This is a genomic window from Streptomyces corallincola (assembly GCF_019104725.1).
Taxonomy (GTDB): domain Bacteria; phylum Actinomycetota; class Actinomycetes; order Streptomycetales; family Streptomycetaceae; genus Streptomyces; species Streptomyces corallincola.
On record NZ_JAHRXF010000008.1, the window covers coordinates 48849 to 65967 of the forward strand.

At 74.1% G+C, this 17119-nt stretch carries 11 protein-coding genes; 5 read left to right on the forward strand and 6 right to left on the reverse strand.

Features of this window, described 5'->3' with window-relative positions:
• Positions 1-10 precede the first annotated feature (10 nt).
• The 5 genes from KUM39_RS08145 to KUM39_RS08165 all read right to left on the reverse strand — a co-directional run bounded on the left by KUM39_RS08145 (position 11) and on the right by KUM39_RS08165 (position 9811).
• Positions 11-2260 carry a bifunctional glycosyltransferase/CDP-glycerol:glycerophosphate glycerophosphotransferase gene (locus tag KUM39_RS08145; protein WP_217784759.1) on the reverse strand — a complete coding sequence of 750 codons (2250 nt, stop codon included), beginning with the start codon at positions 2258-2260 and terminating at the stop codon, positions 11-13.
• Positions 2261-2423: 163 nt separating this feature from the next.
• The gene (locus KUM39_RS08150; RefSeq protein ID WP_217784760.1) at positions 2424-3335 is read right to left on the reverse strand and encodes a carbohydrate ABC transporter permease; all 912 of its coding nucleotides are present in this window, start codon (positions 3333-3335) and stop codon (positions 2424-2426) included.
• Positions 3332-4612 (reverse strand): carbohydrate ABC transporter permease, encoded by a 1281-nt coding sequence (locus tag KUM39_RS08155; RefSeq protein ID WP_217784761.1) that lies wholly within the window; start codon positions 4610-4612, stop codon positions 3332-3334. The genes KUM39_RS08150 and KUM39_RS08155 overlap by 4 nt, the downstream gene beginning before the upstream one ends.
• Before the next feature lie 118 nt (positions 4613-4730).
• Positions 4731-6101, reverse strand: a complete 1371-nt coding sequence (locus tag KUM39_RS08160; RefSeq protein WP_217784762.1) for an ABC transporter substrate-binding protein — start codon at positions 6099-6101, stop codon at positions 4731-4733.
• Between the two features lie 206 nt (positions 6102-6307).
• Positions 6308-9811 (reverse strand): FHA domain-containing protein, encoded by a 3504-nt coding sequence (locus KUM39_RS08165; RefSeq protein WP_217784763.1) that lies wholly within the window; start codon positions 9809-9811, stop codon positions 6308-6310.
• A gap of 450 nt (positions 9812-10261) precedes the next feature.
• Here KUM39_RS08165 and KUM39_RS08170 point away from each other — a divergent pair, with 450 nt between their 5' ends.
• From KUM39_RS08170 to KUM39_RS08185, 4 genes are all read left to right on the forward strand, one after another.
• Positions 10262-12019, forward strand: a complete 1758-nt coding sequence (locus KUM39_RS08170) for a serine/threonine-protein kinase (protein ID WP_217784764.1) — start codon at positions 10262-10264, stop codon at positions 12017-12019.
• A gap of 266 nt (positions 12020-12285) precedes the next feature.
• The gene (locus KUM39_RS08175; RefSeq protein ID WP_217784765.1) at positions 12286-13512 is read left to right on the forward strand and encodes a serine/threonine-protein kinase; all 1227 of its coding nucleotides are present in this window, start codon (positions 12286-12288) and stop codon (positions 13510-13512) included.
• A 72-nt stretch (positions 13513-13584) separates the two neighbouring features.
• Positions 13585-14691 carry a peptide chain release factor 2 gene (gene prfB / locus KUM39_RS08180; protein WP_217784766.1) on the forward strand — a complete coding sequence of 369 codons (1107 nt, stop codon included), beginning with the start codon at positions 13585-13587 and terminating at the stop codon, positions 14689-14691.
• Between the two features lie 304 nt (positions 14692-14995).
• Entirely contained in the window at positions 14996-15868 is an 873-nt protein-coding gene (locus tag KUM39_RS08185) for a hypothetical protein (protein WP_217784767.1), read from the forward strand.
• Positions 15869-15961: 93 nt separating this feature from the next.
• On the opposite strand, the gene KUM39_RS08190 is transcribed toward KUM39_RS08185, so the two are convergent.
• Positions 15962-16159 carry a hypothetical protein gene (locus KUM39_RS08190; RefSeq protein ID WP_217784768.1) on the reverse strand — a complete coding sequence of 66 codons (198 nt, stop codon included), beginning with the start codon at positions 16157-16159 and terminating at the stop codon, positions 15962-15964.
• Positions 16160-16415: 256 nt separating this feature from the next.
• Between KUM39_RS08190 and ftsE the strand changes: the two genes are divergently transcribed.
• Positions 16416-17105, forward strand: a complete 690-nt coding sequence (gene ftsE / locus KUM39_RS08195; RefSeq protein ID WP_217784769.1) for a cell division ATP-binding protein FtsE — start codon at positions 16416-16418, stop codon at positions 17103-17105.
• Positions 17106-17119 lie beyond the last annotated feature (14 nt).

Below are 17119 nucleotides of genomic sequence, written 5' to 3' on the forward strand. Positions count from 1 at the left end.
ACAACGCCGTTCAGCGGCTCTCGGTGACGGGAAGCGGGCCGGAAGGTTGCGGCACGGTGGCGAGCGGGCCACGGGCCCGCGCCGCCGCCGACGGCACCGGGTTCCGCCCCGCGAGCGGTACGGCGGCCGGGCGCCCCGCCGGTTCCCCGAGCACCACCCGCCGTACCACCCGCTCGGCGGCCCGGCCGTCGTCCCACGGGCAGAACCGCTCCCGGAACGCGGCCCGCACCTGCGCCGAGCGGGAGCCGTTCCAGTGCCCGGAGGCGAAGATGTCCGCCACCTCGTCCTCGCTCCGCGCCACCGCGCCCGGCGGGAACGCCCGTACGTCGAAGTAGGAGCCCCGGCTCGCCTCCCAGGCGTCCCGGTCGCCGGTGTGCAGGACGACGGGCCGGTCCAGGTTGGCGTAGTCGAACATCAGCGGGGCGTAGTCGGTGAGCAACGCGTCGGCGGCCAGGCACAGTTCCTCCGGGCGCGGATGCGCGGAGACGTCCAGGACGCGGCCGTCCGCCGTGAGGGCGCCGTCGCACGGCTCGGGCGGCCGGAACAGGAACACGAAGCGCGGGCCGAGCCGCCGGGCCAGCCGCTCCAGGTCCAGCGGCGGGTGCTGGGTGCGCCGGTGGTCGCGGCGGGCCGGTGCGTACAGCACGGCCACGCTGCCCTCGGGGACTCCGAGTTCGGTGCGCAGCCGGGCCACGTCCGCCGAAGTGGCCCGCTGGAGCACGTCGTTGCGCGGTCCGCCGCACTCCAGCGGGGTCCAGCGGCCGGGCAGCGCCCGCTGGAGGGCCAGGGTGGAGTGCCGGTTGCCGGTGACGACGTGGTCCCAGCGGTCCACCTCGCGCATCAGCGCCGTGAAGTCGGTGTTCCGGGCGGCGGCGGGACGCTCCAGGAGATCCAGGCCGACCTGTCCGAGCGGGGTGCCCGCCGGGACGTGCACCAGGACCTGCCCCCGGCGCTTGCGCAGCCCCTGACCCCAACTCCCGTCAGAAACAAGATACTTGGAGCGGGCCAGTGCCGTCCGGTGGGCGGCGCCGCCGGGCCGTGCCGGACGCGCCCCGCGCGGTGCCGTGCGAGTGCCCGCCGGGCCGGTGACCCAGGTGGTGCGCAGCCGCGGGGCGTGCGCGCGGAACGCCTCCTCCAGCGCGGCCAGGTCCCCGCCGGGACCGGTGGCCGCGAAGACCGCCCGGTCGGCCCGCACCGGCAGACAGCGCTGGACGCGGCCGTACAGCCCGAGCAGGCCCCCGCGCAGCGCCCGGACCAGGGCGCGGCCGGGCCGCCGCAGCCGCCTGCGGACCGCCCCGGCCAGCCGCAGCGCCCCGAACGCGCGGTGCGCGCCGAGCCGGACCAGGGTGTGCCGCGGCCGTGAGCGCGCGGGCACCGCCGCGCCCGGCACCCCGAACGCGCGGTGGTGGGCGCGGGCCCGGCGCGTGAACTCGGCGCGGCTGCCGCGCGGCAGCCGGTCGCGCCGGGACAGCACCGTCACGTAGTGGTCCAGCATCCGGGCCGCCAACTCCGGCCGCCAGCGGTCGAGTTCGGGGTGCCGATCGACGTACGCGAAGACCCGTTCGTACTGCTCGAACACGTCGAAGTGCTTGCGGCTGGTGGTGCGCAGGATGCTGCCCCGCCTGCCCTGGCGGTAGTGCACGCAGACCCGGTCCAGGGTGGCGATCGACTCGGCCGCCAACAGGACGGGGAACGTCCAGGGGGTGTCCTCGTAGTAGCCGGGGGGGAAGGCGAAGCCCCGGCGGGCCACGAAGTCCCGGCGGCACACCTTGTTCCAGGCGACCATCAGCACGCCCAGCAGGGCGGGGCGGTCGGTGAGCCGGAACGGCGCGGGGCCGTCCTGCGTGAGCAGCGGGGCGAGCCGGTTGCGGACGGTGGCGCCGTGCCAGTGGGTGCGGGCGTAGTCCACCATCAGCACCTCGGGATCACCGGTCGCGGCCAGCCGGTCGGCCATCGCGGCGAGCGCGCCGGGGGTGAGGGTGTCGTCGCCGTCCAGGAACACCAGGTACTCGCCGGTCGCCGCCGCCATCCCCGCGTTCCGGGCCGGGCCGAGCCCCTGGTTCCGGGCCAGGTGCACGGGCTTCACCCGGGCGTCGCGTGCCGCGTACTCGTCGATCAGCGCCCCGCACGCGTCCGGTGAGCAGTCGTCCACCGCGATCACCTCGACATCGGTGAACGACTGCCCGAGCACCGACTCCAGGCACTCGGAGAGATACGCCTGCACCCCGTACGCGGGGACGATCACACTGAACCTGGGCACGGCACATCCATCGGTCGCTACATCGGTCGCTCGGGCGCTCTGCCCGGCAACGTCCGCCGAGGCGAATGGGTTACGCCCGCGTACGTCTTCCGGGGGACCCCGGGAACGGCCGAGGGGGCGGACCCCGGCGGGCCCGCCCCCTGCAACGCCTTTGCGCAGACGCCTACTTGACCGCGCCCGCCATCACCCCGGACACGAACTGCCGCTGGAAGGCGAAGAAGACGACGAGCGGGACGACCATCGAGATGAAGGCGCCCGGCGCCAGCACGTCGATGTTGTTGCCGAACTGGCGGACCTGGGTCTGGAGCGCGACCGTGATCGGCTGCGAACCGGACTTGGTGAACACCAGCGCGACCAGCATGTCGTTCCACACCCACAGGAACTGGAAGATGCCGAGGCTTGCCACGGCGGGACCGCCCAGCGGCATCACCACCCGTGCGAACAGCCGGAGTTCACCCGCGCCGTCCAGCCGGGCGGCCTCCAGCAGTTCGCGGGGGATCTCCGCGAAGAAGTTCCGCAGCAGGAACACCGCGAACGGCAGCCCGAACCCCACATGGAACAGGATCACCCCGAGGATCGACCCGAACAGGCCGATGGAGCCGAACAGTTCGGCGATCGGGATGAGCGCCACCTGCACCGGCACCACCAGCAGACCGACCACGCCGAGGAACCACCAGTCCCGGCCGGGGAACTCCATCCACGCGAACGCGTAGCCCGCGAGCGAGCCGATCACCACCACCAGCACCGTCGCCGGGACCGTGATCAGCACGGTGTTCAGCAGCGAGTGCGTGATGTCGCCGTTCTCCAGCAGCCTGCGGTAGCTGGCGAAGGTCAGCTTCGACGGCTCGGACAGCACCGTCCACCAGCCGCTCGCGCTCATGTCCTCGGGCGCGCGCAGCGAGGAGATCAGCAGCCCGATGGTCGGCACCAGCCAGAACAGCCCGACCAGCAGCAGCACCACCCGGACCAGGCCGCCGCCGAGCCGTTCCGCGATCCGCGTCCCCAGCGGGGTCCGCGCCCTCGTTCCGGCCGGGGCGGAGGCCGCCCCGCCGGCCCGTGTGGCGGTCGCCGTCATCGCCGCACCTCCCGCCTGAGCCGACGCACGTTGAACAGCATCACCGGGATCACCAGCAGGAGCAGCAGCACCGCGATGGCGCTGGCCACGCCGGGCCGCCCCTCCGCGAAGCCCTTGCGGTACAGCTCCAGCGCCAGGACGTTCGCGTCGTCCTGGGAGGAGCCCGGCGCGATGATGTACACGAGGTCGAACACCTTCAGCACATTGATCATCAGGGTGACGGTGACCACCGCGAGCACCGGCGCCAGCAGCGGCACGGTGACCTTGCGGAACACCTGCCACTCGCTCGCGCCGTCCACCCGCGCCGCCTCCAGCAGCTCACGCGGCACGCCCGCGAGCCCGGCCGCGATCAGCATCATGGCGAACCCGGCCCACATCCACACGTACGACCCGATGATCGCCGGGGTGACCAGCGACGGGCCGAGCCAGTCCACGCCGTTGTACGGCTCCTTGAAGTTGCTCGCCGGAAGCCGCAGTCGGGCGCCGTCGGCCGACCCGGGCAGCGTGAAGGTGCCGTTCGCCGCCGCCGTGGTGGACGCGACGACCTTGCCGTCCTTCACCGCCTCGACGCGCATCCCGGCGTACCCCCGCTCGGAGGCGTCCGGGGCGCCGAGCCTCCCGACGCCCCTGCCACGGGTGAAGTCCTGCCAGGTGGTGCCGGTGACCCTGCCCGGCTCCGGCTTCGCGGCGGCGGCGGGCCGCGCGGAGTCCGGCATCACGTCCGGGGCGACCCCGACCAGCGGCAGCGCCACCGGCCGCCCGGCGCGCACCGGGGAGACGGTGACGAACCCGCCGCCCTCCGCCCTCAGCGGCGACTGCCGCCCCGGATGCGCCTTCGGGTACGCCGACGACTGCGCGAACGTGTCGTGCACGCCCACCCACACCGCGTTGGCGACCCCCCGGTCCGGGTCCTGGTCGTACACCAGCCGGAAGATGATCCCGGCGGCCAGCATCGAGATCGCCATCGGCATGAAGACGACCAGCTTGAACGCCGTTCCCCAGCGCACCCGTTCGGTCAGCACCGCGAAGACCAGACCGAGCGCGGTGGAGACGGTCGGGGCGAACACCACCCAGATGACGTTGTTCTTCAGGGCGGTGCGGATGCCGTCGTCCGTGAACAGCGCCGTGTAGTTGGCGCCGCCCGCGAAACCGTCCCCGGCGGTGTTGAGGAAACTGCGCACCACGGAGTACCCGATCGGGTAGACCACGAGCGCCCCGAGCAGCACCAGGGCGGGCAGCAGGAACAGCGCCGCCACCGCCCTGCGCGTACCGGTCACGCTCCGCGGACTCCGGCCACCGCCGGGGGACTTGGAGACCGGGCCCCCGGCGGCGGGACCATCGGAGGCGGCGGGGCCCGGTGGGGACCCGGCCGCGGCGGCCGACGCGGTCACCGGGTCAGCTCCCGCTGCCGAAGGCCGCCGCCGCGTCCTTCTCCAGCTTCGCCTGCGCGCCCGCGACGTCCTTCGGGTTCTTCAGGAAGTCCTGGAGGTCCTTCCACTCGCCCTTGCCCGGCGTGCCGCCGAACGCCTGCGGCGCCTGGTCGGACATGTCGAAGCGGAAGTCGTCGCCGGACGCGATCAGCGCCTTGGCGATGGTCCGCTGCACCTCGTTCGGGTACGCCGACTCGGGCACGTTCCTGTTCGGCGAGAGGTAACCGCCCAGCTTGGCCTGGATGGTGGCCGCGTCGGGCGAGGCCAGGAAGGTCGCCAGCGCCTGCGCGCCCCTGGAGTCCTTCAGGATCACCGCCGCGTCGCCGCCGGACACCACCGGCGCCGTCGAACCGGCCGCCGGGAACGGGAACGCCTTCGCGTCCGTGCCCACCTTCGCCTTGGTGTCACCGATGTTGACCTGCACGAAGTCGCCCTCGTACACCATCGCGGCCTTCGGCTGGTCGCCGCCGGTGAACACCTGCGTCACCGACGCCGGGAACTCCGTCTGGAGCGCGCCGTCCGCGCCGCCCGCCACGTAGTCCTTCTTGCCCCAGACCTGGGCGAGCGTGGTGAGGGCCTGCTTCACCGACGGATCGGTCCACTTGATCCGGTGCTGGGCGAGCTGGTCGTACTTCTCGGGCCCGGCCTGCGAGAGGTAGACGTTCTCGAACCAGTCGGTGAGCGTCCAGCCGTCCGCGCCGCCCACCGAGAACGGGGTGACGCCCGAGTCGTAGACCGCCTGCGCGGTGGTCAGCAGCTCCGGCCAGGTCTTCGGCACCTTGGCGCCCGCGTTCTCGAACGCCTGGGCGTTGTACCAGATCAGCGACTTGTTGGCCGCCTTGTAGTAGACGCCGTACGGCGTGCCGTCCACCGAGCCGATGTCCTGCCAGCCCCGCGAGTAGTTCTTCCGCAGCTCCTTCAGCGCCTCCGCGCCGAGCGGCTTGGCCCACTTCTTCTGCACGGCCTGCTTGATCGCGCCCGGCTGCGGCAGCATCGCCACGTCCGGCGGCTGCCCGCCCGCGATCTTCGAGCCGAGGAAGTTGATGATCGGGTCCTGCGCGGGCACGAACGTCACCTTCGCGCCCGTGCGCCTCTCGAACTCGGCCAGCACCGTCTTGAAGTTCTTCTGCTCGGTACCGGTCCAGACGGCGGCGACCTCCAGCGTCGTCCCGTCCAGCTTCGGCAGGCTCAGGCTCGAACCACCGCTGGTGGCACCGCCGTCGCCGCCCTCCTTCTTCGTCTCCCCGCCGGAGCACGCGGTGAGCGCGAGCGCCCCCGCGAGAAGGGCGGCGAGGGTGCTCGCCGTTCTGCCTGCCCGGATCGTGCTGCTCTGCATCACTTCCCCGTTCGTCGTTCTCCGTTGAACGCCGGAACACATCTCCCGATCTCACCGGTCTACGCCGCGCCGAGCGGAGGCGGCAAGAGCGCCTGCGCGGTACGGGCGGTGATCGTGACCGGGTCGTGATCGGGGAAGTGGGGGGCGGGGCACGGCAGTTGGAGCCAGCGCGCCCCGCCGGGCAGCCGGGACCCCGCCGACGCGGCCTACAGCAGGGACGGGACGCGGGCCGCCGACACCTCCCGCGCGGCGCGTTCCACCGCGCTCGCCAGCAGGGCCAAGTCCGTTGGCCCGTTGCCCAGTTCACGGACCGGGCGACGGGTCGGCGGGTCCCCGGTGCGCTGCCACTCCAGCGGGACCACCGTGGGCCGCAGGGTCGCGGTGCGCGGGATGCGGCCGGTGACCCGGCCGCCCTGGAAACCGGTGCGGACACCGTCCCCGGACACCAACACCCCACGCCCCGGCGCCGGTTCGTCCGGCCCGGCCGCCGGGGCGTCCAGCGTCACCCGCAGCGCCGCCTGCCGCACCGGCTCCGTCTCCGCCGTACGGCCACCGGGCGCGGAGGCGGCCACCAGATGCACGCCGAGCCGCGCGCCGTCCCGCGCCACCGCCTCCAGCGCCCGCAGCACCGAACCGGCGGCGGGCCGCCCCGGCGAACCCAGCGCCGGGGACACCAGCGCGTCCAGGTCGTCCACGACCACCACCAGACGGGGCAGCGGTGCCGTCCCGCCGGGCGGCGGCCCGGCCTCCGCCTGCCGGGCCGCCGCGCCGGGGCGCAGCCGCATGGTGGAGCTGGGCGGGGTGTCCAGGTCGCCGTTGCCCGGCTGCTCGTAGGGCGCGGGCCGGTCGGTGCGCTCCGGGCGGTCGGTACGGTCCGTGCGGTCGGTGCGCTCCGGGCGGTTCAGCGGGGTGCGCTGGGCGACGATCCGGCCCGACACCTCGCGCCCGGTGTGCCACTGGGTGAAGTCGCCGCGCCCCAGCAGCTCCGCGCGCCGCTTCAGCTCGGCGCTCAGCGACTGCGCGAACTCCCGCATGCGGACGGGGTCGTTGGCGATCAGGTGGGTCGTCACGTGCGGGATGTCCGTGCAGGTCCGCAGGCCCTCGCAGCGGCCCGCGCCGGTGCCCACGCCGTCCCGGCCGTCGATCAGCACCATGCTCAGCCGGTCCGGGCGTTCAGCGGCGGCCAGCGAGGCGACCACCGCCCGCAGCAGCTCCGTACGGCCGCTGCCCGCCGGGCCCTCGACCAGCAGATGCGGGCCGTCCGCGACCAGATCGGCGGTCAGCGGCCCGCGCGGCCCGGCGCCCAGCACCGCACGCGCCCGGCCGCCCAGCGACCCGGTGTCGTCCGCCGCGTCCGCCCAGCGCGCCATCAGCGACGCCGGGGTGGCCCGCGCCAGGCCCAGCTCGTCCAGCAGCCGCGCCGACCTCGGCAGCGGCACGGCCGCCCGCGCGTGCCGGTCGCCCGCCGGACCGTCCGGCCGCAGCGGCGCCAGCGCCCGCGCGAAGCGCTCCGCCCAGGCCGCCGACACCGCGTCCACCACGGCGGGGGTGCCCTCCCCGACCGGGCCCGTCGGCGCCACCCGCGTCAGCCGCAGCGTCCCCGCCACGTCCCCGCCGAGCAGCGCCACCGCCCCGCAGTGCCGGAACGTCGGCGTCGCCGCGCAGGCCGCCTCGTACGTCCGCGTCACCGGCGAGGACGCCGTCGCCGCCGGGATGTCCGCCAGGCACACCACGTGGATCCCGGCGCGCGGCCCCGCCACCGCGAGCCGCGCCAGCGACTCGTGCAGCGCGGCTCCGCCGGGATCGCCGTCCACCACGACCACCGTGTACGGGCCGGGGAACCCGCCCGGACCGTCCGCCTCCCGCGCCCACGAGGGCCGCCGGGCATCGGCGCCCTGCGGTGCGGCGGCTCCGGCGGGCCGGTCGTACGGCGGCTCCTCCCCGGTTCCCCGGAGGGGGGCCGTGCCGGAGCGGGCGCCCGGCGGGTGCGTGGTCCCGGCGGCGCGGTCGGCGGGTGCCGCCGTGCCCGCCCGGGCGGGACCCCGCCCCCCGTGCGCCGCGTGTTCCTCGACCCGGCGCAGCAGTTCCGCCGTACGGGCCGCCACCTGTTCGCGGTCGAACGCCAGCAGCAGACGGCAGTCCTGGCCGCGTCCGGGACGGACGTGCGGCAGCCAGCCCAGCCACGCCCACTCGGCGACGCGCTCCGCCTCGGGGCGTGCCCGGTCGGCGCTGATCAGCACGATCTCCAGCAGATCGGGGGAGTGCAGCGCGGTGAGCTGGGCCAGTACCGCGCGCGCGGCCCCCGACAGCCGGGGGCGCGGACCGGCCAGGCCCAGCGCGCCCGCCTCGCGGAGCGCCGCCGTCACCGGGACGGCGGGCAGCACGCCCGAGCCGTCCGGCGCCCCCCGGTCCGCCGTGCCGAGCCGTACGGTCAGCGCCTCCGGGTGCCCCGCGCCGCGCTCCCACAGCCGGGGTCCCGGACCGAGCGCCGTCAGCAGCAGCGCGGCCATGTCCGGCCAGGTCTCGGGGGACTTGGACACCTCGGCCGGGAACGTCTCCGGGACCGCGCCGGACACCGGCCCGGTGTCCGCGCCGGGCTGCTCCGGGCCGCCGCCCCGGGCACCGCCCGCCAGCCGCCGCGCCCAGGCGCCGAGACCCCGTCTGCGTGCCTCGGAGCGCGCGGCACCGGTGCCCTCGTCGGGAGCGGAGCCGGGGTCGCGGTCCGGGCCGGGGGCGCCGCCGACGCCGTACCGGCCCGCGTGCGTGTCCCCGCCCGGCAACCCGGCCGGGATCGGGATGCCCGCGCCTCCGGCGGTCACCGTGAAGGGGCGTCCCGTACGCGGGTCGGTGTACGGGCGGCGCTCCGCGTGGTCTCCGGAACCCGGCCCGCCCCCGGAACCCGTCGCGTACCCGTGCCCGGTGCCGTACGCGTGCCCCGTGGGACCGGCCGGGCCGTGCGCCCCCCGGTCCGCCGCCGTACGCGCCCCCGGCACCCGCGCGCCCTCCGCCACGCCCCCGGCGTCGGCGTCCTCCCCCGGCGCCGGACGCAGGCACCCCTCGCCGTCCGGCACCGTCCGCACCCGGGCCCCCGGTCCGCCGGACGGGGTGACACGGAGCGCCGACTCACCGATGCGGAGCAGCGCGCCCGGCGCGAACGCCACCGGGTGCCCGCCGACGCGCACCCCGTCCAGGACGGTGCCGTTGGTGGAGCCCAGGTCGGCCAGCGAGGCGGTGCCGTCCGGGGCGACGGTGACCGCGCAGTGCAGGCGGGAGACGTCCGGGTCGTCGAGGGGGACGTCGGCGTCGGCCGAGCGGCCCACGGTGATCCGGCCGCCGTGCAGCAGATGGACCCCGCCCGCGTCCGGCCCGGCGACCACGTGCAGCTGGGTCGGGGCGTCGTCCAGCTCGGGGTGCGGTTCGGCCGCCGCCGGGGCGCCCAGCGCCAGTACGGCACCGTCCACCAGCGGCGGTTCGCCCAGCAGGCAGCGGCGCGGGTCGAGGCGTTCCGGACCGGCGTACAGCACCACCGGGGCACCGCCGGTGTCCCGGCCGGTACCGCCGCCGTCGCCGGTGACCGCGGCGGCCAGCGCCGACGCCACCGCCGCGAGGTCGGTTCCGGTCGGCGCCGTGACCAGGACGTCACGGCTCACGGCACGGCCCCGCTGCGGGGACGGCCCCGGCGGATCTACGACGGTCAGCCGGATCTGCATCGCCGTCAGCGGTCCCTTCTGCGCGTGCGCGGTCGGCCCCGGCCCCTGGGCCGTGCCCGCGAAGCCCGCCCGGCACGCACTCCCCGTGCGGGGGCGTCCCCGGTCGCGTCGGCGCGACCCAGCACGGGCGTCTCGGCCAGTAACTGCACGCATCCTCGCACCTGTCACCGGCGCCGCGCCCGCCCCCGGCGGCCAAGTGATCTTGATTGGTCAGCTCTGCCCCCAAAAGTGCCCGACAAGTGGCCGACCCGTCACGCTTCGGTGATCACTTGAGACCGATCACGTCCGCCCCCTGGCAACCGGACGACCGGGGTGAGCGTCTTTCCTTCGAACATGGTCGTGACGGTCCGCGTGGTGTTCAGGGGGGCGGCACTACAGTGGGCCGAGTGCCGAACCGGCGGCGGACCGGTTCCGGGAAAGCAAGCAGCCAAGCAGCAGGGAGCGCGTGACGTGCGGCCAGTCGGCAGCAAGTACCTGCTTGAGGAGCCCATCGGGCGCGGCGCCACGGGCACCGTCTGGCGGGCCCGTCAGCGGGAGACCGCGGGCGCCGAGGCAGCTGTGCCCGGCCAGCCCGGCGAGACGGTCGCCATCAAGGTCCTCAAGGAGGAGCTGGCGAGCGACCCGGACATCGTGATGCGCTTCCTGCGGGAACGCTCCGTCCTGCTCCGGCTCACCCACCCCAACATCGTCCGGGTGCGCGACCTCGTCGTCGAGGGCGATCTGCTGGCCCTGGTCATGGACCTGGTGGACGGCCCCGACCTGCACCGCTACCTGCGCGAGAACGGCCCCCTCACCCCGGTGGCCGCCGCGCTGCTCACCGCGCAGGTCGCCGACGCGCTCGCCGTCAGCCACCGCGACGGCGTCGTCCACCGCGACCTCAAGCCCGCGAACGTGCTGCTCGCGCAGGACGACGGCCGGATGCACCCGATGCTGACCGACTTCGGCATCGCCCGCCTCGCGGACTCGCCGGGCCTGACCCGTACCCAGGAGTTCGTCGGCACCCCCGCCTACGTCGCGCCCGAGTCCGCCGAGGGCCGCCCGCAGACGTCCGCCGTGGACATCTACGGCGCGGGCATCCTGATGTACGAACTGATCACCGGCCGCCCCCCGTTCTCCGGCGCCTCCGCGCTCGAAGTGCTGCACCAGCACCTCAGCGCCGAACCCCGCCGCCCCTCCACCTGCCCCGACCCGCTGTGGACGGTCATCGAGCGCTGCCTGCGCAAGGACCCCGCGCAGCGCCCCGGCGCGGAGAGCCTGGCGCGCGCCCTGCGCGTGGTCGCCGAGGGTGTCGGCGTGCACGCGAACTCCGCGCGGATCGCCGCGGCGGACGGCGTCGCCGCGCTGCTCGCCCCCGACCCGGCCCCGGCGCCCGTCCCGGACGTGCCCGGCGCCGCCGACCCCACCCGCGCCCTCCGGCCGCACGCCGGACAGCCCTACGCCCCGGACACCGGGCAGCCCACGTACGACCCGAACGCGGTGACCGGCTTCCTGCCCACCGGCGGCCCGGCGGGCGCCGGTGACCCCACCACCGTGCTGCCCAGCACCGGCGCCGCCGACCCCACGGCCGTCCTCCCGCCGGTCCCGCAGAACCAGCCGTACCAGCAGAACCAGAATCAGCAGAACCAGAACCAGAACCAGAACCAGAACCAGCAGCCCCCCGACCAGCCGCACCCCTGGCAGACCCAGCTCCGCGCCGCCCGCGACCGCAACGAGCAGACGCAGGTGCAGTACCTCGCCCCGGACGAGGACCCGCTGCGCCGCCGTCCGCAGCGGCAGGCGGCCCGCCCGCAGCAGCCGCAGCGCCAGGCCCCGCAGGGCCGCCCCCAGCAGCCCCAGCAGCGCGGACGGCAGCAGCCCGCCGCCGACTACGGCTACCCGCCCCAGCAGCCGCAGCAGTACGCGCCGCAGCGGCAGCAGTACGCCCCGCCCCAGCCCCAGGGGTACGCCCCGGAGCCCCGGCGGCCCGCCCGTGAGCCCCGGCCGCCGAGGCAGCGCGGCGCCAACCCGATGAAGATCCCCGGCCTGGGCTGCCTCAAGGGCTGCCTGTTCACGCTGGTCATCCTCTTCGTCGCGGGCTGGCTGATCTGGGACCTCACCCCGCTGCACACCTGGGTCGGCCAGGGCGAGGGCTACTGGTCGGCGCTGACCAAGTGGACCGGCGAGGTCAGCGACTGGGTGAGCAACCTGGGCGGCGGCAGCGGCAACTGACCGGGGCGCCGGGGCCGCCGTACGGCGTTCGGGCGGGCCGGGAGACATTCGGGAGGGCCGGGAGACGTTCGGGAGGGCCGGGAGACGTTCGGGAGGGCCGGGAAAGCGGTCCACCCGGCCGCAACCGGCCCCATTCCGGCAAAGACGCCAACCCGTCACCGGCTTTGCGGATTTATCGATATCTGACGGGTGATTTCCGTCCCCGCGGTGAAGGTTGGCGCTCCAGGCGCGTAGTTTGGCGACAACACGCGTCCGTAGGAGCAGCCTTGGCACGGAAGATCGGCAGCCGGTACACCGCCCACCAGATCCTGGGGCGGGGCAGCGCCGGCACGGTATGGCTGGGCGAGGGGCCGGACGGTCCCGTCGCGGTCAAGCTGCTGCGCGAGGACCTCGCCTCCGACCAGGAACTCGTCGGCCGCTTCGTCCAGGAGCGCACCGCGCTGCTCGGCCTGGAGCACCCGCACATCGTCACCGTCCGCGACCTCGTGGTGGACGGCAACGACCTGGCGCTCGTCATGGACCTGGTGCGCGGCACCGACCTGCGCACCCGACTGGAGCGCGAGCGCAGGCTCGCCCCCGAGGCGGCCGTCGCCATCGTCGCGGACATCGCGGACGGCCTCGCCGCCGCGCACGCGGCCGGGGTCGTGCACCGGGACGTCAAGCCCGAGAACGTCCTGCTCGACATGCGGGGACCGCTCGGCCCCGGCGGCTCCCACCCCGCGCTGCTCACCGACTTCGGTGTCGCCAAGCTGATCGACTCGCCCCGCCGCACCAGGGCCACGAAGATCATCGGCACCCCCGACTACCTCGCCCCCGAGATCGTCGAGGGCCTGCCGCCGCGCGCCGCCGTGGACATCTACGCGCTGGCCACCGTGCTCTACGAACTGCTGGCCGGGTTCACCCCGTTCGGCGGCGGCCACCCCGGTGCCGTACTGCGCCGACACGTCACCGAGACCGTCGTCCCGCTGCCCGGCATCCCCGAGGAGCTGTGGCAGCTGCTGGTGCAGTGCCTCGCCAAGGCACCGGCGTCCCGGCTGCGCGCCTCGGAGCTGGCCGCCCGGCTGCGCGAGCAGTTGCCGCTGCTCGCCGGGATGCCCCCGCTGGACGTGGACGAGCCGGGCGCCGAGGCCGCCGCCGAGCAGGCCGAGGAGAGCACGCCCGCGGCCGGTACCGGTGAGCCGGTGCGGCGCCGGGGCGCGGTCTCCCTCGTCCCCGGCGCCAAGCCCGACTCCAACCGGGACACCCACACCTCGATGCGCGTCCCGGGCCCCGACGAACTGGCCGGGGGAGCGCTCGGCACGGCCCGCGCCCCCCGGACGCCCGGAGCGCCCCGGCCCGGCTCCGCACGACACCGGGCCGCCGCCCGGCGCCGCCGGATCACCCTGGGCCTGGCCGGGGTCGCGCTGGCCGCCGCCGTCGGCGCCGGTGCCTGGGCCGCCACCTCGGGCGGCGACGAGCCCTCCGACGGCACGCACAGCACGTCGGCGCCCTGATACCGCCCCCGCCCGCCCCCCGGAGAGCCGGGAGCGGGCGGGGCCGCTTGCGGCAGCCGTTACGCTGGAGGCGTGGCAGTCGTCGATGTATCCGAAGAGCTGAAGTCCCTCTCCTCGACCATGAAGTCGATCGAGTCCGTCCTGGACCTCGACAAGATGAGGGCCGACATCGCCGTCCTGGAGGACCAGGCGGCGGCGCCGTCCTTGTGGGACAACCCGGACGAGGCGCAGAAGATCACCAGCAGGCTTTCCCACCTCCAGGCCGAGGTGCGGAAGGCGGAGGCGCTGCGTGGCCGCATCGACGACCTCGCGGTCCTCTTCGAGATGGCCGAGGAGGAGGACGACCCGGACACCCGCGCCGAGGCCGAGTCCGAGCTGACCGGCGTGAAGAAGGCGCTGGACGAGATGGAGGTCCGCACCCTCCTCAGCGGTGAGTACGACTCCCGTGAGGCGCTGGTCAACATCCGCGCCGAGGCCGGAGGTGTGGACGCGGCCGACTTCGCCGAGAAGCTCCAGCGGATGTACCTCCGCTGGGCCGAGCAGCGCGGCTACAAGACGGAGATCTACGAGACGTCGTACGCGGAGGAGGCGGGCATCAAGTCCACCACCTTCGCCGTGCAGTCGCCGTACGCCTACGGCACGCTCTCCGTCGAGCAGGGCACCCACCGCCTGGTGCGCATCTCGCCCTACGACAACCAGGGGCGCCGCCAGACCTCCTTCGCCGGTGTCGAGGTGCTGCCCGTGGTGGAGCAGACCGACCACATCGAGATCGACGAGTCGGAACTCCGGGTGGACGTCTACCGTTCCTCCGGTCCCGGCGGCCAGGGCGTCAACACCACGGACTCCGCGGTGCGCCTGACCCACATCCCGACCGGCATCGTCGTCTCCTGCCAGAACGAGCGCTCGCAGATCCAGAACAAGGCGACCGCGATGAACGTCCTCCAGGCCAAGCTGCTGGAGCGGCGCCGCCAGGAGGAGCAGGCCCGCATGGACGCCCTCAAGGGCGACGGCGGCAACTCCTGGGGCAACCAGATGCGTTCGTACGTCCTGCACCCCTACCAGATGGTCAAGGACCTGCGCACCGAGTTCGAGGTCGGCAACCCCGAGGCCGTGTTCAACGGGGAGATCGACGGGTTCCTGGAAGCCGGAATTCGCTGGCGCAAGCAGCAGGAGAAGTAAAGAAGTACCTTTGTCGATACGGGAACTGCCGCCCGAGGGGCGGCAGTTCCCGTTTTCTGGGTTTCGCGTCACACTTTCGGCCACCAAGTCGCCGCAAACAGCACCGCACTGGACATTGCGCGCGCAATGGCCTTGACGTTCCTTTGGAAAATCGGAAAGGTGAAGCGCGGCATGCGTGTTTACGGGGCGCATGTGAACCGGGGGAATGGGCGCGAACCTCATTCGTCACCGCTGCCTCCGTCGATCACGGCATGTCCCCACGCGCGGCCCTCATCGACTCAGAGCTACTGGGGGTAGCAACCACATGACGAAGAAGACGCGCATCCGCGTCGCACGCATAGCGGCCGGCGCCGTGGTCGCGGCCGGTGCCTCGCTGATGGTGACCGGCGTCGCCTCCGCCGATCCCACGCCCACCCCGGACCCGACCTGCGGCATCGGCACCCTGCCCGAGTGCCCGCCGGACGGCGGTACGACAGCGGGCACCGACGGGGGCACGGACGGTTCCACCACGGTTGGTTCCACCGGTTCGACCACGGACGGTTCCACCGGGTCCACCACCGACGGCGGCAGCACCACCATCAGTGGCGGGACCGTCATCGGCGGGGTCGTCGGCGGCGACACGGGCACCTCCACCGATGGCGGTTCCTCCACCACGGGCGGCACCTCCACCGACGGCGGCACCTCCACCGACGGCGGCACCTCCACCACGGGCGGCTCCACCACCGACGGCGGTTCCTCCACCACGGGCGGCACCTCCACCGACGGCGGCTCCACCTCCACGGGCGGCTCCACCTCCACGGGTGGCAGCTCCAGCACGGGTGGTACCTCCAGCACCGGCGGTACTTCCACCACGGGTGGTACCTCCAGCACCGGCGGCACCTCCTCCACCGGTGGTTCCGGCGGCGACGGCGGTACGGCCTCCACTGGTGGTGACACCGGCTCCGCCACCGGCGGGAACAACACCTCGCCCGACGGGCAGGCCGCGCAGGAGGCCGGGTCCTCCGCGCTCACCGACACCGGTTCGGACACCGTCCCGCAGGGCGGTGACAAGCAGCTCGCCGAGACGGGTGCGGGGGAGACCACGTTCCTGCTGATCGGCGCCGCGACGATGATCGCGGGCGGTATCGGCTTCCGCGTGCTGCCGCGCCTGGCGGGCAAGGGCGGCCGGGCCGCCTGACGCCGCGGGACAGGACGAAGGGCGGTCCGGAGCCTCGACGCTCCGGACCGCCCTTCTCGCGTTCCGGGCCGGTGCTCCGGCTCCTGGCTCCGCTCAGATGCCGGGGTGGGCCAGCAGTACCACGGCCGCGATCAGCGCCACGAGCAGCGCGATCAGCATCACCGGGCTCAGACTCACCCCGTTCAGGAAGCCCTCCTGCTGGAGCCGCTGGCGGTTGGCGCGGCACACCGGGCACCGGCCCTCGCTCACGGGGGACGCGCAGTTCGCGCACACCAACCGGTCGTACGTCATGCGCTCGCCCTCCTCGCACCGGCAGTGTCAACACCTACGACAACGCACACGGGAACGGATACGTTCCCACTCCACTCTGCCAGCTTCCCCCGGAAAGGGCGCGGGCGCCCGGAGAAGCGGGAAACCGACGGCGTACCGAACCCGCCTCCCGTACAAAAACGTACAAGCCGTACCCAACCGCGACCGGGCCCTGCGCCGCCGCTCCCGGTTCGCGTATGGTCACGCTCATCTACCCCCGGCGACCCGTTGGTGCACCGTGATCCGATTCGACAACGTCTCCAAGGTCTATCCCAAGCAGACCCGTCCCGCGCTCCGGGACGTCTCCCTGGAACTGGAGAAGGGCGAGTTCGTCTTCCTCGTCGGCTCCTCCGGTTCCGGCAAGTCCACCTTCCTGCGGCTGGTGCTGCGCGAGGAACGGTGCAGTCACGGCCAGGTGCACGTGCTCGGCAAGGACCTCGCGCGGCTGTCCAACTGGAAGGTGCCGCAGATGCGCCGCCAGCTCGGCACGGTCTTCCAGGACTTCCGGCTGCTGCCCAACAAGACGGTCGCCGAGAACGTCGCCTTCGCCCAGGAGGTCATCGGCAAGTCCAAGGGCGAGATCCGCAAGTCGGTCCCGCAGGTCCTCGACCTCGTCGGCCTCGGCGGCAAGGAGGACCGGATGCCGGGTGAGCTGTCCGGCGGCGAGCAGCAGCGCGTGGCCATCGCGCGGGCCTTCGTCAACCGGCCCAAGCTGCTGATCGCCGACGAGCCCACCGGCAACCTCGACCCGCAGACCTCCGTCGGCATCATGAAGCTGCTCGACCGCATCAACCGCACCGGCACCACCGTCATCATGGCGACGCACGACCAGAACATCGTGGACCAGATGCGCAAGCGCGTCATCGAGCTGGAGAAGGGCCGCCTCGTCCGTGACCAGGCCCGCGGCGTCTACGGCTACCAGCACTGAAGTTCACCAGCGAA